The sequence below is a fragment of the Micromonospora wenchangensis genome (genome assembly GCF_002210435.1).
Lineage (GTDB): Bacteria > Actinomycetota > Actinomycetes > Mycobacteriales > Micromonosporaceae > Micromonospora > Micromonospora wenchangensis.
Genome location: NZ_MZMV01000034.1, coordinates 20,958 through 34,924, shown reverse-complemented (window position 1 = coordinate 34,924; position 13,967 = coordinate 20,958). Strand labels below are relative to the sequence as shown.

13 protein-coding genes are annotated in these 13,967 nt (G+C 72.4%); 9 read left to right on the top strand and 4 right to left on the bottom strand.

All coding sequences use genetic code 11. The annotated features are described in order from the left end of the window. Positions 1–133: 133 nt before the first annotated feature. The 4 genes from B5D80_RS19865 to B5D80_RS19850 all read left to right on the top strand — a co-directional run bounded on the left by B5D80_RS19865 (position 134) and on the right by B5D80_RS19850 (position 2,063). Entirely contained in the window at positions 134–409 is a 276-nt protein-coding gene (locus tag B5D80_RS19865) for a hypothetical protein (protein ID WP_088645401.1), read from the top strand. A 56-nt stretch (positions 410–465) separates the two neighbouring features. Further along, positions 466–777: a hypothetical protein gene (locus B5D80_RS19860; protein WP_088645400.1), complete on the top strand. Its 312-nt coding sequence runs from the start codon at positions 466–468 to the stop codon at positions 775–777. A 601-nt stretch (positions 778–1,378) separates the two neighbouring features. Then, positions 1,379–1,618 carry an AbrB/MazE/SpoVT family DNA-binding domain-containing protein gene (locus B5D80_RS19855; protein ID WP_088645399.1) on the top strand — a complete coding sequence of 80 codons (240 nt, stop codon included), beginning with the start codon at positions 1,379–1,381 and terminating at the stop codon, positions 1,616–1,618. Then, entirely contained in the window at positions 1,608–2,063 is a 456-nt protein-coding gene (locus B5D80_RS19850; RefSeq protein WP_088645398.1) for a type II toxin-antitoxin system VapC family toxin, read from the top strand. Before B5D80_RS19855 ends, B5D80_RS19850 begins: the two co-directional genes overlap by 11 nt. A gap of 6 nt (positions 2,064–2,069) precedes the next feature. On the opposite strand, the gene glgA is transcribed toward B5D80_RS19850, so the two are convergent. Next, on the bottom strand, positions 2,070–3,272 hold the full coding sequence (gene glgA / locus B5D80_RS19845; protein WP_088645397.1) for a glycogen synthase: 1,203 nt from the start codon (positions 3,270–3,272) through the stop codon (positions 2,070–2,072). Between the two features lie 95 nt (positions 3,273–3,367). Here glgA and glgC point away from each other — a divergent pair, with 95 nt between their 5' ends. The 4 genes from glgC (at position 3,368) to B5D80_RS19825 (ending at position 9,124) form a co-directional block, all read left to right on the top strand. Next, positions 3,368–4,600: a glucose-1-phosphate adenylyltransferase gene (gene glgC / locus B5D80_RS19840; protein WP_088645396.1), complete on the top strand. Its 1,233-nt coding sequence runs from the start codon at positions 3,368–3,370 to the stop codon at positions 4,598–4,600. Between the two features lie 73 nt (positions 4,601–4,673). Continuing rightward, positions 4,674–6,311 carry a phosphoglucomutase (alpha-D-glucose-1,6-bisphosphate-dependent) gene (gene pgm / locus B5D80_RS19835; protein WP_088645395.1) on the top strand — a complete coding sequence of 546 codons (1,638 nt, stop codon included), beginning with the start codon at positions 4,674–4,676 and terminating at the stop codon, positions 6,309–6,311. A gap of 157 nt (positions 6,312–6,468) precedes the next feature. Further along, positions 6,469–7,776: a hypothetical protein gene (locus B5D80_RS19830; RefSeq protein WP_088645394.1), complete on the top strand. Its 1,308-nt coding sequence runs from the start codon at positions 6,469–6,471 to the stop codon at positions 7,774–7,776. 40 nt (positions 7,777–7,816) lie between these two features. Continuing rightward, positions 7,817–9,124: an MATE family efflux transporter gene (locus B5D80_RS19825; RefSeq protein WP_088645393.1), complete on the top strand. Its 1,308-nt coding sequence runs from the start codon at positions 7,817–7,819 to the stop codon at positions 9,122–9,124. Between the two features lie 39 nt (positions 9,125–9,163). On the opposite strand, the gene B5D80_RS19820 is transcribed toward B5D80_RS19825, so the two are convergent. The 3 genes from B5D80_RS19820 to gmd are packed head-to-tail and all read right to left on the bottom strand — an operon-like array spanning position 9,164 to position 12,497. Beyond that, positions 9,164–10,288 carry a DegT/DnrJ/EryC1/StrS family aminotransferase gene (locus tag B5D80_RS19820; protein ID WP_211291588.1) on the bottom strand — a complete coding sequence of 375 codons (1,125 nt, stop codon included), beginning with the start codon at positions 10,286–10,288 and terminating at the stop codon, positions 9,164–9,166. After that, positions 10,285–11,487 carry a glycosyltransferase gene (locus B5D80_RS19815; RefSeq protein ID WP_088645392.1) on the bottom strand — a complete coding sequence of 401 codons (1,203 nt, stop codon included), beginning with the start codon at positions 11,485–11,487 and terminating at the stop codon, positions 10,285–10,287. The genes B5D80_RS19820 and B5D80_RS19815 overlap by 4 nt, the downstream gene beginning before the upstream one ends. Next, entirely contained in the window at positions 11,484–12,497 is a 1,014-nt protein-coding gene (gene gmd / locus B5D80_RS19810) for a GDP-mannose 4,6-dehydratase (protein WP_088645391.1), read from the bottom strand. Before gmd ends, B5D80_RS19815 begins: the two co-directional genes overlap by 4 nt. Positions 12,498–12,678: 181 nt before the next feature. On the opposite strand from gmd, the gene B5D80_RS19805 reads away from it, so the two are divergent. After that, a complete protein-coding gene (locus tag B5D80_RS19805; protein WP_158224221.1) occupies positions 12,679–13,920 on the top strand; it encodes a glycosyltransferase in 1,242 nt (413 codons plus the stop codon). The last annotated feature ends 47 nt before the right edge of the window (positions 13,921–13,967 follow it).

Below are 13,967 nucleotides of genomic sequence, written 5' to 3'. Positions count from 1 at the left end.
CCGGCGTCGCCGCCCAGGTCCGGACACATGGCGTTGCCGTGAGATCACCACGTGTGTATGGTCGGCCGGGTCAATCGACAGATCGCGATCTGGAGGTAGGATGAATCGGCTCAAATCACGCGCGGCAACCCTCGTGGCAGGCACCGCGGTCGCCGGCCTCGTCGCGGCCGTGCTGCCCGGCACCGCCGCCCAGGCCGGCTACTACCAGTACCGCAAGTGCTCCACTGCGGTCTCGCTCTCCTTCTTCGTCGACAGCACCTCGTCGACCACGCGGTGGCCGCACTCGATCGGCTGGAACAACGTCATGTACGCGGCGCAGGAGGCCAACGGCCGCTACCACGTCTCGCTCTGGGACACCTCGGGTGACACCAACGGCTGGGTCAGCACCGCCTGGGTCCGCGCCTGCTGAACCGGCCGCCGTACGGCACCGCCGACCCCGCACCACCCGACGACTCGGAGGTACCCGTGAGTACGACCAGCAAGCGCGCGCTCGCCCTCCTGACGGCGACCGCCCTGACCAGCCTCGGCACGGCCGTGGCGACCGGCGGTGCCGCCCAGGCCGCCTACTACCAGTACAGCAAGTGCTCCACCGCGGTCAGCCTGTCCGTGTTCGTGGACAGCACCTCGTCGACCACGAAGTGGCCGCACTCGGTCGGCTACAACACCCGCATGTTCGCGGCGCAGGAGGCCAACGGCCGCTACCACGTCTCGCTCTGGGACGCCTCGGGTGACACCAACGGCTGGGTCAGCACCGCCTGGGTCCGGCCCTGCTCGTAGCTCTCCGGGTTGCGCGCAGGCGTCCGCCCTGCCTGTAGCTCTCCGGCGGTGCTGCCGCGTGGCCCGGTCGTGCGGTAGGTCCCTTCCCCTCAGGCCCCTGCCCCGCGTCGGATCCCCTCCCCGCGTCACCTGTCCGGAGACACGTGTGCCCGGCTGGCATCCTTCTGCCAGCCGGGCACGTCGTACTGGCGAGCGGCGGGCGCGGGGTGCTGGCCTGCTGGATTCGGCATGCAGGTCGGCGGCGATCTTCCGATGGCCCATCGGGATGGTCACGGAGCCTGCCTCCGTCCGGCGGTACTTTCGTCGGAGACCCGTATGACTGTCAGGCATAAAGATGCCTGACAGTCATACGACCTACTGGAGAGTGCACCCCCGTCGGGGTGACGCATCGTGCGGGCGGGCAATCCACGATGCGAAGCGCCAGCCGGATCGAGCGGGTCACATCCTCGATGACCTGCTCATCCAGAGGTTGTCTGGGCATGGCGGGCTGCCGCCCCGCCGGCCCTGGTCCACCTCGCCGCCGCACTTCACGTCACCTGGGAGCAGCCGGGCAGAGACCTGCGACACGTATCATGTGTATTACGTATCTAGGGGGCCTGCCATGAGGTTGAACAGCAAAGGTCAGGTGACGATCCCGGCGGAACTGCGGGTCCGGTACAACCTGCACGAGGGCGACGAGGTAGACGTGATCGAGGAGGGCGGCGCGCTGCGCATCGTGCGCGTCAGTGAAGCCGACACCCGTGGCCAGCGTCTGGTCCGACACATGCGCGGCAGGGGCAGCGCCCAGGAGGTGCGGGGCATGTCGACCGAGGATCTGATGGACCTTCTCCGTGGGGAGTGAACGGATCCGGGCTGTCGCCGGTCGGGTGCCGGACACGGTTGCCACGCTGGTCGACACCAACGTCCTGTTGGACGTCTTCACCGAGGACCCGCAATGGGCAGACTGGTCGGGTGAGGCCCTGGCCGCCGCCCGGGACGCCGGCGTTCTGGTGATCAATCCGATCGTGTATGCCGAGGTATCCGTGCGGTTCGACGGTGTCGAGGAACTCGACGATGCGCTGCCCGCCACGGATTTTCTCCGCGAGGAACTGCCGTACCCGGCGGGCTTCCTGGCCGGCAAGGCGTACGCGCGATACCGCCGGCAGGGCGGCGCCAAGCGTTCGCCGATCGCCGACTTCTACATCGGCGCGCACGCGGCGGTCTGCCGCTACCGCCTGCTCACCCGCGACGGCAGCCGCTACCGCTCGTACTTCCCGACGCTGAAGTTGATCGCGCCCGGGGAGTAACCGGCCCTATGCGAGCAGCGAGCGGTACAGCTCCAGGGTCTGGGCGGCGATGGCGTCCCAGGAGAAGTGCTCGACGGCCCGCCGCCGGCCGGCGAGACCGAACTCCCCGGTGCGCTTCGGGTCGGCCAGCAACTCGTTGATCGCCCGGCCGAGGTCGGCGACGAACCGGTCCGGGTCCAGCGGGGTGCCGGAGCCGTCGCCGGCCTGCTCGATCGGCACCAGCAGCCCGGTCTCGCCGTCGGCGACCACCTCGGGGATGCCGCCGGTGGCGGTCGCCACCACCGCCGTCTCGCAGGCCATCGCCTCCAGGTTGACGATGCCCATCGGCTCGTAGACCGAGGGGCAGACGAAGATCGTGGCATGGGTGAGCACCTGGATCACCTCGGGCTTGGGCAGCATCTCGGCCACCCAGACCACCCCGGACCGGCTGGCCCGCAGCTCGGTGACCAGCCCCTGGACCTCGGCGGCGATCTCCGGGGTGTCCGGGGCACCGGCGAGCAGCACGAGCTGGGTGTCGGCGGGCAGGTCCCGGGCCGCCCGCAGCAGGTACGGCAGGCCCTTCTGCCTGGTGATCCGCCCGACGTAGACCACGCTGGGCCGGTCCGGGTCGATGCCGAGCCGGTCCAGCACGTCGGTGCCGGGGTCCGGGGCGTACTGGGCGGTGTTGATGCCGTTGTAGACCACCCGGACCCGGTCCGGGTTCACCGCCGGGTAGGCGGTCAGCACGTCCCGGCGCATCCCCGCGCTGACCGCGACGATCGCGTCGGCGGACTCCATCGCCGTCCGTTCGCACCAGGAGGAGAGCGCGTAGCCGCCGCCGAGCTGCTCGGCCTTCCACGGACGCAGCGGCTCCAGGCTGTGCGCGGTCACCACGTGCGGCACCCCGTACAGCAGCTTGGCGGTGTGCCCGGCCAGGTTGGCGTACCAGGTGTGGCTGTGCACCACGTCGGTGCCGGCGCATCCGGCGGCCATCGCCAGGTCGACGCCCATGGTGCGCAGCGCCGCGTTCGCGCCGTCCAGGGCGGCCGGCTCGGGGTACGCGGTGACGCCCGGCTCGTCGCGCGCCGCGCCGAAGCAGTGCACCCGGACGTCGGCGAGCCGGCGCAGCTCCCGGGTCAGGTACTCGACGTGCACCCCGGCCCCGCCGTACACCTCCGGCGGATACTCGCGGGTCAGCAGGTCCACGCGCAGCGGGGCGGAGTCGGTCATGCCCGGCACCCTAGTGCAGAATCCGGCCGCGCACCGGTCGCGGAACTGTGCCCGTACGAGTGGTGAAGTCGCAGCGGTATGGATAGCGTCTGGTCATGGCTGCCAAGGTGCTCGCGATCGTCCTGGCCGGCGGAGAGGGCAAGCGCCTCATGCCGCTCACCGCGGACCGGGCCAAGCCGGCCGTCCCGTTCGGCGGGATGTACCGCATGGTCGATTTCGTCCTGTCCAATCTGGCGAACGCCGGCTTTCTCAAGATCGTCGTGTTGACCCAGTACAAGTCCCACTCGTTGGACCGGCACATCACCAAGACCTGGCGGATGTCGACCCTGCTCGGCAACTACGTCACGCCGGTGCCGGCGCAGCAGCGCCGGGGCCCGTGGTGGTTCGCCGGGTCCGCCGACGCCATCTACCAGAGCTTCAACCTGATCAACGACGAGCAGCCGGACTACGTGATCGTCTTCGGCGCCGACCACATCTACCGGATGGACCCCCGGCAGATGGTCGACGACCACATCGCCTCCGGCGCCGCGGTGACCGTGGCCGGCATCCGGCAGCCGCTGTCGATGGCCGACCAGTTCGGCGTGATCGAGGTCGGCCCGGACGGCAAGCGGATCACGTCGTTCCGGGAGAAGCCCACCGACGCCGTCGGCCTGCCCGACGCCCCCGACCAGATCTACGCCTCGATGGGCAACTACGTCTTCTCCACCCGGGCGCTCTGCGAGGTCGTCGAGCGGGACGCGGCCGACAAGACCAGCAAGCACGACATGGGCGGCAGCATCATCCCGATGCTCGTCGAGCGGGGCGAGGCCAACGTCTACGACTTCAAGGACAACGAGGTGCCCGGCAGCACCGACCGGGACCGGGGCTACTGGCGGGACGTGGGGACGCTCGACTCGTTCTACGACGCGCACATGGATCTGATCAACGTGCACCCGGTGTTCAACCTCTACAACTTCGACTGGCCGATCTACACCGACCAGCCGCCGTACCCGCCGGCGAAGTTCGTCCACCAGTGGGGCGAGCGGGTCGGCCGGGCGGTCGGCTCGATGATCTCGCCCGGCGCGGTGATCTCCGGCTCGCTGGTGGAGAACTCGGTGGTCTCGCCGAAGGTCAAGGTGCACTCCTGGGCGCAGGTCGACGGCGCGGTGCTGATGGAGGGCGTCGAGGTGGGCCGGCACGCGGTGGTCCGCCGGGCCATCCTCGACAAGAACGTCTTCGTGCCCGAGGGCGCCGAGATCGGGGTCGACCTGGAGAAGGACCGGCAGCGCTACACCGTCTCCGACAACGGCGTCGTCGTCATCGGCAAGGGGCAGCGCGTCGAGCCCTGAGCCCGGGTGTGTGACCCGGCCGCCGCCGGGAAGACACCGCACCCGCCCCGTACCACCCGAGGAGGTTTCCGCAGTGGCCCACCCCCGTGCCGGACAGCCCGCCGAGCCCGCCGACCTGGTCGACGTGCCCCGGCTGGTGACCGCCTACTACGCCGAGCACCCAGACCCGGACGACCCGGCGCAGCAGGTCTCCTTCGGCACCTCCGGCCACCGGGGGTCCAGCCTGCGCAACGCGTTCAACTCCGACCACATCCTCGCCGTCACCCAGGCGCTCTGCGACTACCGCCGGGAGCAGGGCCTGACCGGGCCGCTGTTCCTGGCCCGGGACACCCACGCGCTGTCCGCCCCCGCCGAGGCCGACGCGCTGGAGGTGCTGGCCGGCAACGGGGTGACCGTGCTGCGGGACAGCCGCGACGGCTACACCCCCACCCCGGCGCTGTCGCACGCCGTGCTCACCCACAACCGGGGACGCACCGACGGGCTCGCCGACGGCATCGTGATCACCCCCTCGCACAACCCGCCCGACGACGGCGGCTTCAAGTACAACCCGACCAACGGCGGGCCCGCCGACACCGACGTCACGAAGTGGATCCAGGACCGGGCGAACGCGATCCTGGCCGCCGGGCTCAAGGAGGTCAGACGCATCCCGTACGCGCGGGCGCGCGCCGCCGACACCACCGGCACGTACGACTTCCTCGCCGGCTACGTCGACGACCTGCCGTCGGTGCTCGACATCGACGCGATCCGCGACGCCGGGGTGCGGATCGGGGCCGACCCGCTCGGCGGGGCCAGCGTCGCCTACTGGGGCGAGATCGCGCAGCGGCACCGGCTCGACCTCACCGTGATCAACCCGTTGGTCGACCCGACCTGGCGGTTCATGACCCTCGACGGGGACGGCAAGATCCGGATGGACTGCTCGTCGCCCAACGCGATGGCGTCGCTGATCGCCGCCCGGGACCGGTTCCAGGTCTCCACCGGCAACGACGCCGACGCCGACCGGCACGGCATCGTCACCCCCGACGGGGGCCTGATGAACCCCAACCACTACCTGGCGGTGGCGATCGGCCACCTGTTCCGTACCCGGTCGCAGTGGGGTCCGGCGGCGGCCGTCGGCAAGACCCTGGTCTCCTCCTCGATGATCGACCGGATCGCCGCCGACCTGGGCCGGCCGCTGCTGGAGGTGCCTGTCGGCTTCAAGTGGTTCGTCCCCGGGCTGCTCGACGGCACGGTCGGCTTCGGCGGCGAGGAGAGCGCCGGGGCGTCCTTCCTGCGCCGCGACGGCAGCACCTGGACCACCGACAAGGACGGCATCCTGCTCTGCCTGCTCGCCGCCGAGATCATCGCCACCACCGGCCGGACCCCGAGCGAGCACTACGCCGCGCTGACCGACCGCTTCGGCGCGCCCGCGTACGCCCGGATCGACGCCCCCGCCAGCCGGGAGCAGAAGGCGGTGCTCGGCCGGCTCTCCCCGGAGCAGGTCACCGCCACCGAGCTGGCCGGCGAGCCGATCACCGCCACCCTGACCAGCGCCCCGGGCAACGGGGCTTCCATCGGCGGGCTCAAGGTGACCACCGAGTCGGGCTGGTTCGCCGCCCGCCCCTCGGGCACCGAGGACGTCTACAAGATCTACGCCGAGTCGTTCCAGGGCCCGGAGCACCTGGCCCGCATCCAGGACGAGGCGAAGTCCCTGGTCGACGAGGTGCTGGGCTAGCACCCGGACGACGTCGTCGCGCCCCGCCGGTCACCGCACGGTGACCGGCGGGGCGTTCGTTTCCGGCCGTTTCCGGGGTTTTTCTTCCCGCGAGCGTGTCGCCGCCCCCGCTGGTTCGTTGCGCAGGAGGCGACCGGAAACAAGGGGGAAACTGCTGATGACCTGGTCCAGGGTGGCCCCCGACCCCGGACCGAGGATCGGCCTGCCCGCCCCGCGGGTGATCCACCCGCTCGGCGGCGACCGGCCGGGCCGCCAGCGGGAACTGGTCGGTGGGTTGCTGCGTTGCTACCCGGTCACGTTCCTGCTGCTCGCGCCGTACGCCCTGCTGATCCTGCCGATGGCGGTGTTCTACGACAACCCGCAGACCGGCTTCATCGTGTCCCTGCTGGGGCTGGCGTTGCTGGGCAGCGTCACCGTCGAGACGGTCGGCCTGCTCTTCGGGCGACCCGACCCGCAGTGGCGGCAGGGCATGCGGCAGGCGACCGCCCGGTACCCGTACCTCTACCCGGTGGCCCGGCTGGTGACGCTGACCAGCATCGCCGCCGACCTGCTGGGCGCCTACCTCGGCCGGGGCAGCATCGTCGCGCAGATCTACGGTGAGCTGCCGGACGCGCCGATGGCCGCACTGACCAAGCTCTTCTCCGGCTGGGGCGCACTCGGCTTCGCGCTGCTGGTCGCCAGCCACCTGGGCGGGCGGTTGTCCCGGCAGAAGCTGTACGGCTGGCTCGGCGCGCTCGTCGCCACCCAGGTGGTCGTCACCCTGCTGACCGCCATCACCGCCCCGCTGATCGCCTTCGCCTTCTTCGCGGTGGCCGCCGGGGTGGTGTGCGGCGTGTTCCGGCTGCGGTACCTCATGCTCGGCACGGTGGTGCTGGTGCTGCTGTGGCCGTCGATGTTCGAGTACCGCAACGACATCCGGGAGGACCAGGGCATCGCCGTGGACAGCGCGGTGACGTCGACGGACCGGCTGCGGCTGGACCGGCAGCTGACGGCCGCCGCCGGCATCGAGGTCCCGGTCGACCTGGGCCAGCCCGACCTGGCCGACCACCTCCGCTACGGCCTGGTGCCCCGGATCCTCGACCCGGACCGGCCGGCCCTGTCGACCGGACAGCAGATCAACCAGTTCCTCGGCGGCGGACCGACGTCCGCCTCCAACTTCCTGCTGCTGGGCAACATCTGGTTCTTCGACGGTCCGGTCGGGGTGGTGGCGGTGCACGCCTTCTGGGCCGGGTTCGTGGCGTTGCTGCTGCGCTGGCGGGGCCGCCCCGGCCCGGCCAGGTTGAGCCTGTTCTGCCTGGTCTGCTCCGACGTGCTGCTCTGGTCCGGCACCTACCCCGACTCGACCATCGGTTTCCTGCAACACGTGGTGTCGGCGATGACTGTCTTCTTCCTGCTGTGGATGACCCGGACCATCACCGCCCGGTCCACCCGCCGCATCCCCCGTCCGGCGGGCAGCCCCGGGTGATCGGGGGGCGACCGGCCGACGCCGCCGGTGGGCGGGTCCGGTGAGCGTCCGGGTCCGGGCCCCGGTGACCGGGCACGGGGCCGCCGCGGACCGCCCCCGGACCGGCCGCCGGGCCGTGCTTGCGCTGGTCGTCGGGGGGTTGTCCAGCGGGGGCAACCTGCTGGTGGCGGTCACCGTCACCCGGCTGGAGTCGATCGGCGGGGTGGGCGAGTTCGCGCTGGCCTTCTCGTGTTATGTGCTCGGCTCCGGGCTGGTGCGCAGCATGGTGACCGAGGCGACGCTGGCGGCGGGGACGGGCCTCGCCCCTGCCACCCGACGGGTCGTCCTGCTCGGCGTGCTCTGCGGCGGTCCGGTCGGTGCCGCCGGGGTGGCCTACGGGTCGCCCTACCTGGTCGGGGTGGGCCTCGCCCTGCCGGGGCTGGTGCTCTACGACCACGCGAAGGCGGTCGCCGTCGGGCTCGGCGTCCCGTCGGGCGCGTTGTGGCAGGAGGCCATCTGGGCAGCGGTCACCGGCTGTGCCGCGCTGGCCGGGCTGCTCGGGCTGGTCGACGCGCCGTGGGTGGTGGCCGGTTGGGCGGTCGGCGGCGGCGTGCTGGGCGTGGTCGTCGCGGTCCGGCGCGGCTACGCCCTGCGGCCCGGCTGGCACGTCGACCGGGCGCAGAGCCGGGTGGCGCTGGGATTCGGTACGCAGTTCCTGCTCACCACCGGGTCGGCACAGCTGTCGCTGAGCGCGGTGGCGGCCTTCGCTGGCACCCCGGTGGTGGGGGCGTTGAGCGCCGGGCGGACCCTGCTGGGGCCGGTGAACCTGCTCCTGTCCACCGCCGCCACGCTGACCCTGCCCTACCTGGCCCGCACCCGTACCGCGTCCCGGTCGGTCCGGTCCCGGGCGGCCGTACGGGTCTCGCTGCTGGTGGCCGCCGGTGTCCTGCCGATGACGGCGGCGGTCGCCCTGCTGCCCGACCGGCTGGGCAGGATGCTGCTCGGCGGCAACTGGGAACTGGCCCGCAGCCTGCTGGTGCTGCTGGCGTTGGAGAGCCTGTTCGCGGTGCCGGCCGCCGTCGGCTTCGCCGGGCTGCGGGTGGAGCAGGCGAGCCGCCGGGCGATCCTGCTCGGGGTCCTGCTGGGCGGGCTGCGGGTGCCGGTGGTCGTCGTCGCGGCGGTCCTGGGCGGGGCGACCGGCGCGGCGGGCGCCCTCGCGGTGCTGGCGCTGGTCAGCGCGGTCGCCTGGGCGGGCAGTTATCTGTTGTTGCTGCGGCGGGTGGCCGGGCACACACCTGCCCACCGGTGGGATGCCCGGTCCCGCCCACCGGCGCACCGCCGACGCGACCCGGTCCCGCCCGCCGGCTGAGCGGGGGCGGGACCGGGTCGCGTCGGCGGGGACGACGGCTCAGCCGACGGCCGCCAGGGCGGCGCGGACGCGTTCCACCACCGTCTTGACCCCGGGCTCGGTCAGCTCCGGATACGTGGGCAGGTTGATGCCCCGCCGGCTCAGGTCGACGCTCACGGGGCAGTGCGCCGCCGGATCGTGGTGGGCGGGCAGTTCGGGGATCGGCACGAAGAAGGGCCGGGTCTCCACGCCGAGCCGGTCCAGCGCCAGCGCCAGCGCGTCCCGGGAGCCGGTGTCCCCGGCGGGCCCGACCAGGAAGCAGGCCATCCACGGTGCGCGGCGGACCCCGGGGAGCACCGGCTGCTCCGACAGCGCCGGCTCGTCGGTGAGCTGCGCCTCGTAGCCGGCGACCACCGCGTCCCGCCGGGCGATGATCTCGTCGGCCCGGTCGAGCTGGGCACAGAGCAGCGCGGCGGCCAGGTTCGTCATCCGGTAGTTGTAGCCCAGCACCGGGAAGTAGTACCGCCGCCGCGGGTCCATGCCCTGGTTGCGCAGCAGCCGCATCCGCTCGGCCAGCGCGGCGTCGGAGGTGGTCACGCAGCCGCCCTCGCCGGCGGTGATCACCTTGTTGCCGAAGAACGAGAAGGTCGTGGCGTCGGCCAGGGAACCGGTCGGCTCCCCGTCGAGGGTGGCCCCGAAGGACTCCGCGGCGTCGGCGACCAGGAGCAGGCCGTGCCGCCGGCACAGCGCGCGCAGCGCCGGATAGTCGGCGGGGTGGCCGTACAGGTCGACGGCGACGACCGCCCGGGTCCGGGGTCCGATCGCCGCGGCGACCGCGGCCGGGTCGACGCACCAGCTCTGCGGCAGGACGTCCACGCAGACCGCCCGCGCCCCGCAGTACGCCACGGCGTTCGCGGTCGCCACGTAGGTCAGCGCGGGCACGATGACCTCGTCGCCCGGACCGATGCCGGCGGCGGCGAGGACCAGGTGCAGGGCGACCGTGCCGTTGGCGGTGGCGACCGCCGTGCCGGTGGCACACCGGCGGGCGAAGCGGTCCTCGAAGTCGGTGAGGAAGGGGCCCCGGGAGGAGACCCAACCGCTGCGCACGGCCTCGACGACGTACCGTTCCTCCAGGTCGGTCAGGCTCGGACGGGCCACCGGGTAGCGGTCGTCGGTCAGGCTCACGAGGTTTCCTCCCCGGTCAGCTCGGCGGCGAACGCCGAGCGCGGCATCGGTCCCGGCCGGCCGTCGGCCACCCAGCGCAACACGTCGAGGTAGTCGCCGCCGGTCGCCGTCCAGGTGCGGGTGGCCAGCCGGCCGTCGGCGTGCCGGGCGGCGGCGGCGTAGTGCGCCCGGTCGGCCAGCAGCCGGTAGACCGCCTCGGCCAGCGAGGCGGGGTCGGTGGCCCGGAAGACGGCCGCCTCGGCGCCGGTGAACTCCAACTGCGCCAGCAGCGGTTCGGCGTCCGCGCAGGCCACCGGCAGGCCCCAGCTGAACGCCTCCAGCATGGCGCCGCTCGCCGCCTCCCACAGCGACGGGATCACCACCGCGTCGGCGCGGGCGTAGAGGGCGTTCAGCTCGTCGAGGGTGACGAACCCGGGGAAGGAGACCCGGCCGCGCAGGTCGGGCTGCGCGGCGCGGGCGAGCAGCCGACTGGCGTCCGGCTCGACCAGCGGCCCGGGGCAGACCAGCCGGCACTGCGGGAGCAGGGCCATCGCCTCCAGCAGCGTCGCGTGGTTCTTGTGGCTCGCGGTGGACGACGGGTAGAGCAGCAGGCCCGGTTCGGGGCGCGCGGCGGCGCGGTCGGGCGCGGGTTGGAACGTCGGGGTCGGGATGAGCGCGGTCCGCTCCGCCGCCTCGGGGAACAGCCGCAGCATCTCCCGGTACGGGTGCGGCCAGGTGACCACGAGGGCGTCGGCGCGGGCCACGTTCTCCCGGACCACCGCGGCGAAGCCGGGGGAGTGGAAGGCGGCCCGCAGGTGCCGCAGGTCGTGCACGACGACGACGGACGGTCCGGGACCGATCGGGGCACTGTGGAACGGGTAGAGGGTGACGTCCGCGCCGCGCTGCCGGGGCACCGAACGCTGCCGGACCGCGTTGACCGCCCGGCGTACGGCGAGGGAGTCGCGGACCCGGGTCGGTGTCCACCGGCGCAGCAACTGCCCGCCGGTGGTGTCCGAGCGCAGCGGCTGGGCGACCTCGGTCCAGCCGAGCCGGTCGGCGGGCACCTGCTCGCGCCACCGCTCCAGGGTGCCCCGCAGGACGTTCACCCGCAGCTCGCAGGAGGTGTCGGCGGCCATGCCGGTGAGCAGGCCGTAGGTGAACGCCTCGACCCCGGCGGCGTGGCCCGGCCGGATGGGGGTGGCCTCGACGGTGATCCTCATCGGTCCACCCGCACCAGGCGACCCATCCGCTCGTCCTCCAGCAGTTGCCGGTCGGCGTCCACCATGATCCGTACCAGGTCGCCGAAGAGGGTCTTGGGTGCCCAGCCCAGCCGCCGCCGGGCCCTGGTGTAGTCGCCGATGAGCGCGTCGACCTCGGCCGGGCGGAAGTAGCGGGGGTCGATCTCGACGTACCGTTGCCAGTCGAGCCCGACCCGGTCGAAGGCGGCCTCGACGAACTCCCGCACCGTGTGCCCCTCGCCGGTGGCCACCACGTAGTCGTCGGGGGTGTCCTGCTGCAGGGCCAGCCACATCGCCTCGACGTACTCCGGGGCGTAGCCCCAGTCCCGGACGGCGTCGAGGTTGCCCAGGTAGAGCTTGTCCTGAATGCCGGCCTCGATCCGGGCGACCGCACGGGTGATCTTGCGGGTGACGAAGTTCTCGCCCCGCCGGGGGCTCTCGTGGTTGAACAGGATGCCGTTGGCGCAGAACATGTCCCACGACTCGCGGTGGTTGACCGCCGTCCAGTAGGCGTAGACCTTGGCGCACGCGTACGGGCTGCGGGGGTGGAACGGGGTCTGCTCACGCTGCGGGGGCGGGGCGGAACCGAACATCTCCGACGAGGACGCCTGGTAGAAGCGGCAGTCGACGTCGGCCGCCCGGGCCGCCTCCAGCATCCGCAGGGCGCCGAGCCCGGTGACGTCGGCGGTGTAGGCGGGGATGTCGAAGGAGACGCGGACGTGGCTCTGCGCGCCGAGGTTGTAGATCTCGTCCGGCCGGATGTCGCGGATCAGCGCGCTCAACGACGCCGGGTCGGACAGGTCGCTGTAGTGGAGGAACAGCCGGGCCTCGCCGTCGCGGGGATGGACGTCGACCCGGTCGATCCGTTCGGTGTTGAACGAGGACGACCTTCGCTTTATCCCGTGCACCGTGTAGCCCTTGTCGAGTAGGAACTCGGACAGATAACTACCGTCCTGACCGGTGGTGCCGGATATGAGTGCCACTCGCGACATGGGGGTCCTCTCGTGCCGGGTCGATTTGTGTGCGCCGACTTCCTTATACCGGCTGACGCCCTGCTGGCTGCGGATTTACCGGCTAATGTTCGACAGCTTCGCGATAATTGCGGAACACAGTCACGAAAAGCGCCTCCGCTCGTTGAGCCACTCAGTTTCGTGTCTTCAGCGAGGAGCGAGGATGGCCGGCGACACCAGCCCCGCGACGGAAGTCGACGAACGGTTGGCCGAAGCCGGGGGGAAGAGTTTCCGGGTCCTCGTCACGGCCGGCTACTTCAGTCCCGGCTGGCGCGCCGGAGGGCCCGTCCGCTCCATTTCCGACGTGCTCGACACGGCCAGCGCCGATGTCTCCACCGTCCTGCTGACCCGCGACCGCGACCTCGGTTGCCCCGCCGCCTATCCCGGCCTGTCCGGCACCTGGGTACGCCGGGGCCGCACCGACATCTTCTATCTCGGCGTACGGCATCCGGCGCACTGGCGGACGCTCTGGCGCTCGCTGCGCTCGGCCCGGTTCGACCTGCTCTACGTCAACAGCGTCTGGTCGGTCTTCTCGATCCTGCCCATCGTCGCGGCCCGGCTCGGCCTGCTGCGGGCCGAACGCATCCTGGTGGCCCCCCGGGGCGAGTTCGGCGCTGCCGCCCTCGGCCTGCACCGGCTGCGCAAGCGGGTGTTCCTGGCCGGCTGGCGGTGGATGCTGCGCGGCCCCCGGGTGCTGTGGCACGCCACCGGACCGCAGGAGGTCGCCGACATCCGCCGGGTGCTGCCCCGGGCCCGCATCGGGGTGGTGGCGCTCGCCGCCGGTCCCGAGCCGCAACCCGCCCCGGCCGAGCTGCCGGCCACCGACCACACGCGGCTGGTCTTCATCAGCCGGATCTCCCCGATGAAGAACCTCGACCTGGTGCTCGCCGCGCTCGCCCACGTCCGGGCCCCGGTCCGGCTGGACGTCTACGGCCCGGTCGAGGACCCGAGGTACTGGCAACGGTGCCGGGAACTGTGGGCGGCCCTGCCGGACCCGTCGGTGGTCAGCTACCGGGGTGAGCTGTCCCCCGGGCAGGTCGGCACGACGTTCGCCAGGTACGACGCGTCCGTCCTGCCGACCCGGGGCGAGAACTTCGGCAACGCCATCGCGGAGAGCCTCGCGGCGTACTGCCCGGTGATCTGTTCGGACCGGACGCCGTGGACACCCGTGCTGCGCGACGGCGGCGGACAGGTGCTCACCGAGCTGACCCCGGCGGCGCTGGGCGCGCTGCTCACCCGGGTCGCCACCGCCCCGCCCGCCCAGCGGCGGGCGGCCCGGCTCAGCGCGGGGGAGGCCTACCGCCGGTGGCGGCTCAGCCGGCCCCGGGTCAGCGTGCTCGACCAGGCGTGGCGGGCGGTCGACGAACCGCCGCACCGGGTGCCCCCGCAGGGCCGGACGTCGTGACCACCGCCGACCCGTCCGGCCGACGGTGCCCCCAACCACCGAGACCA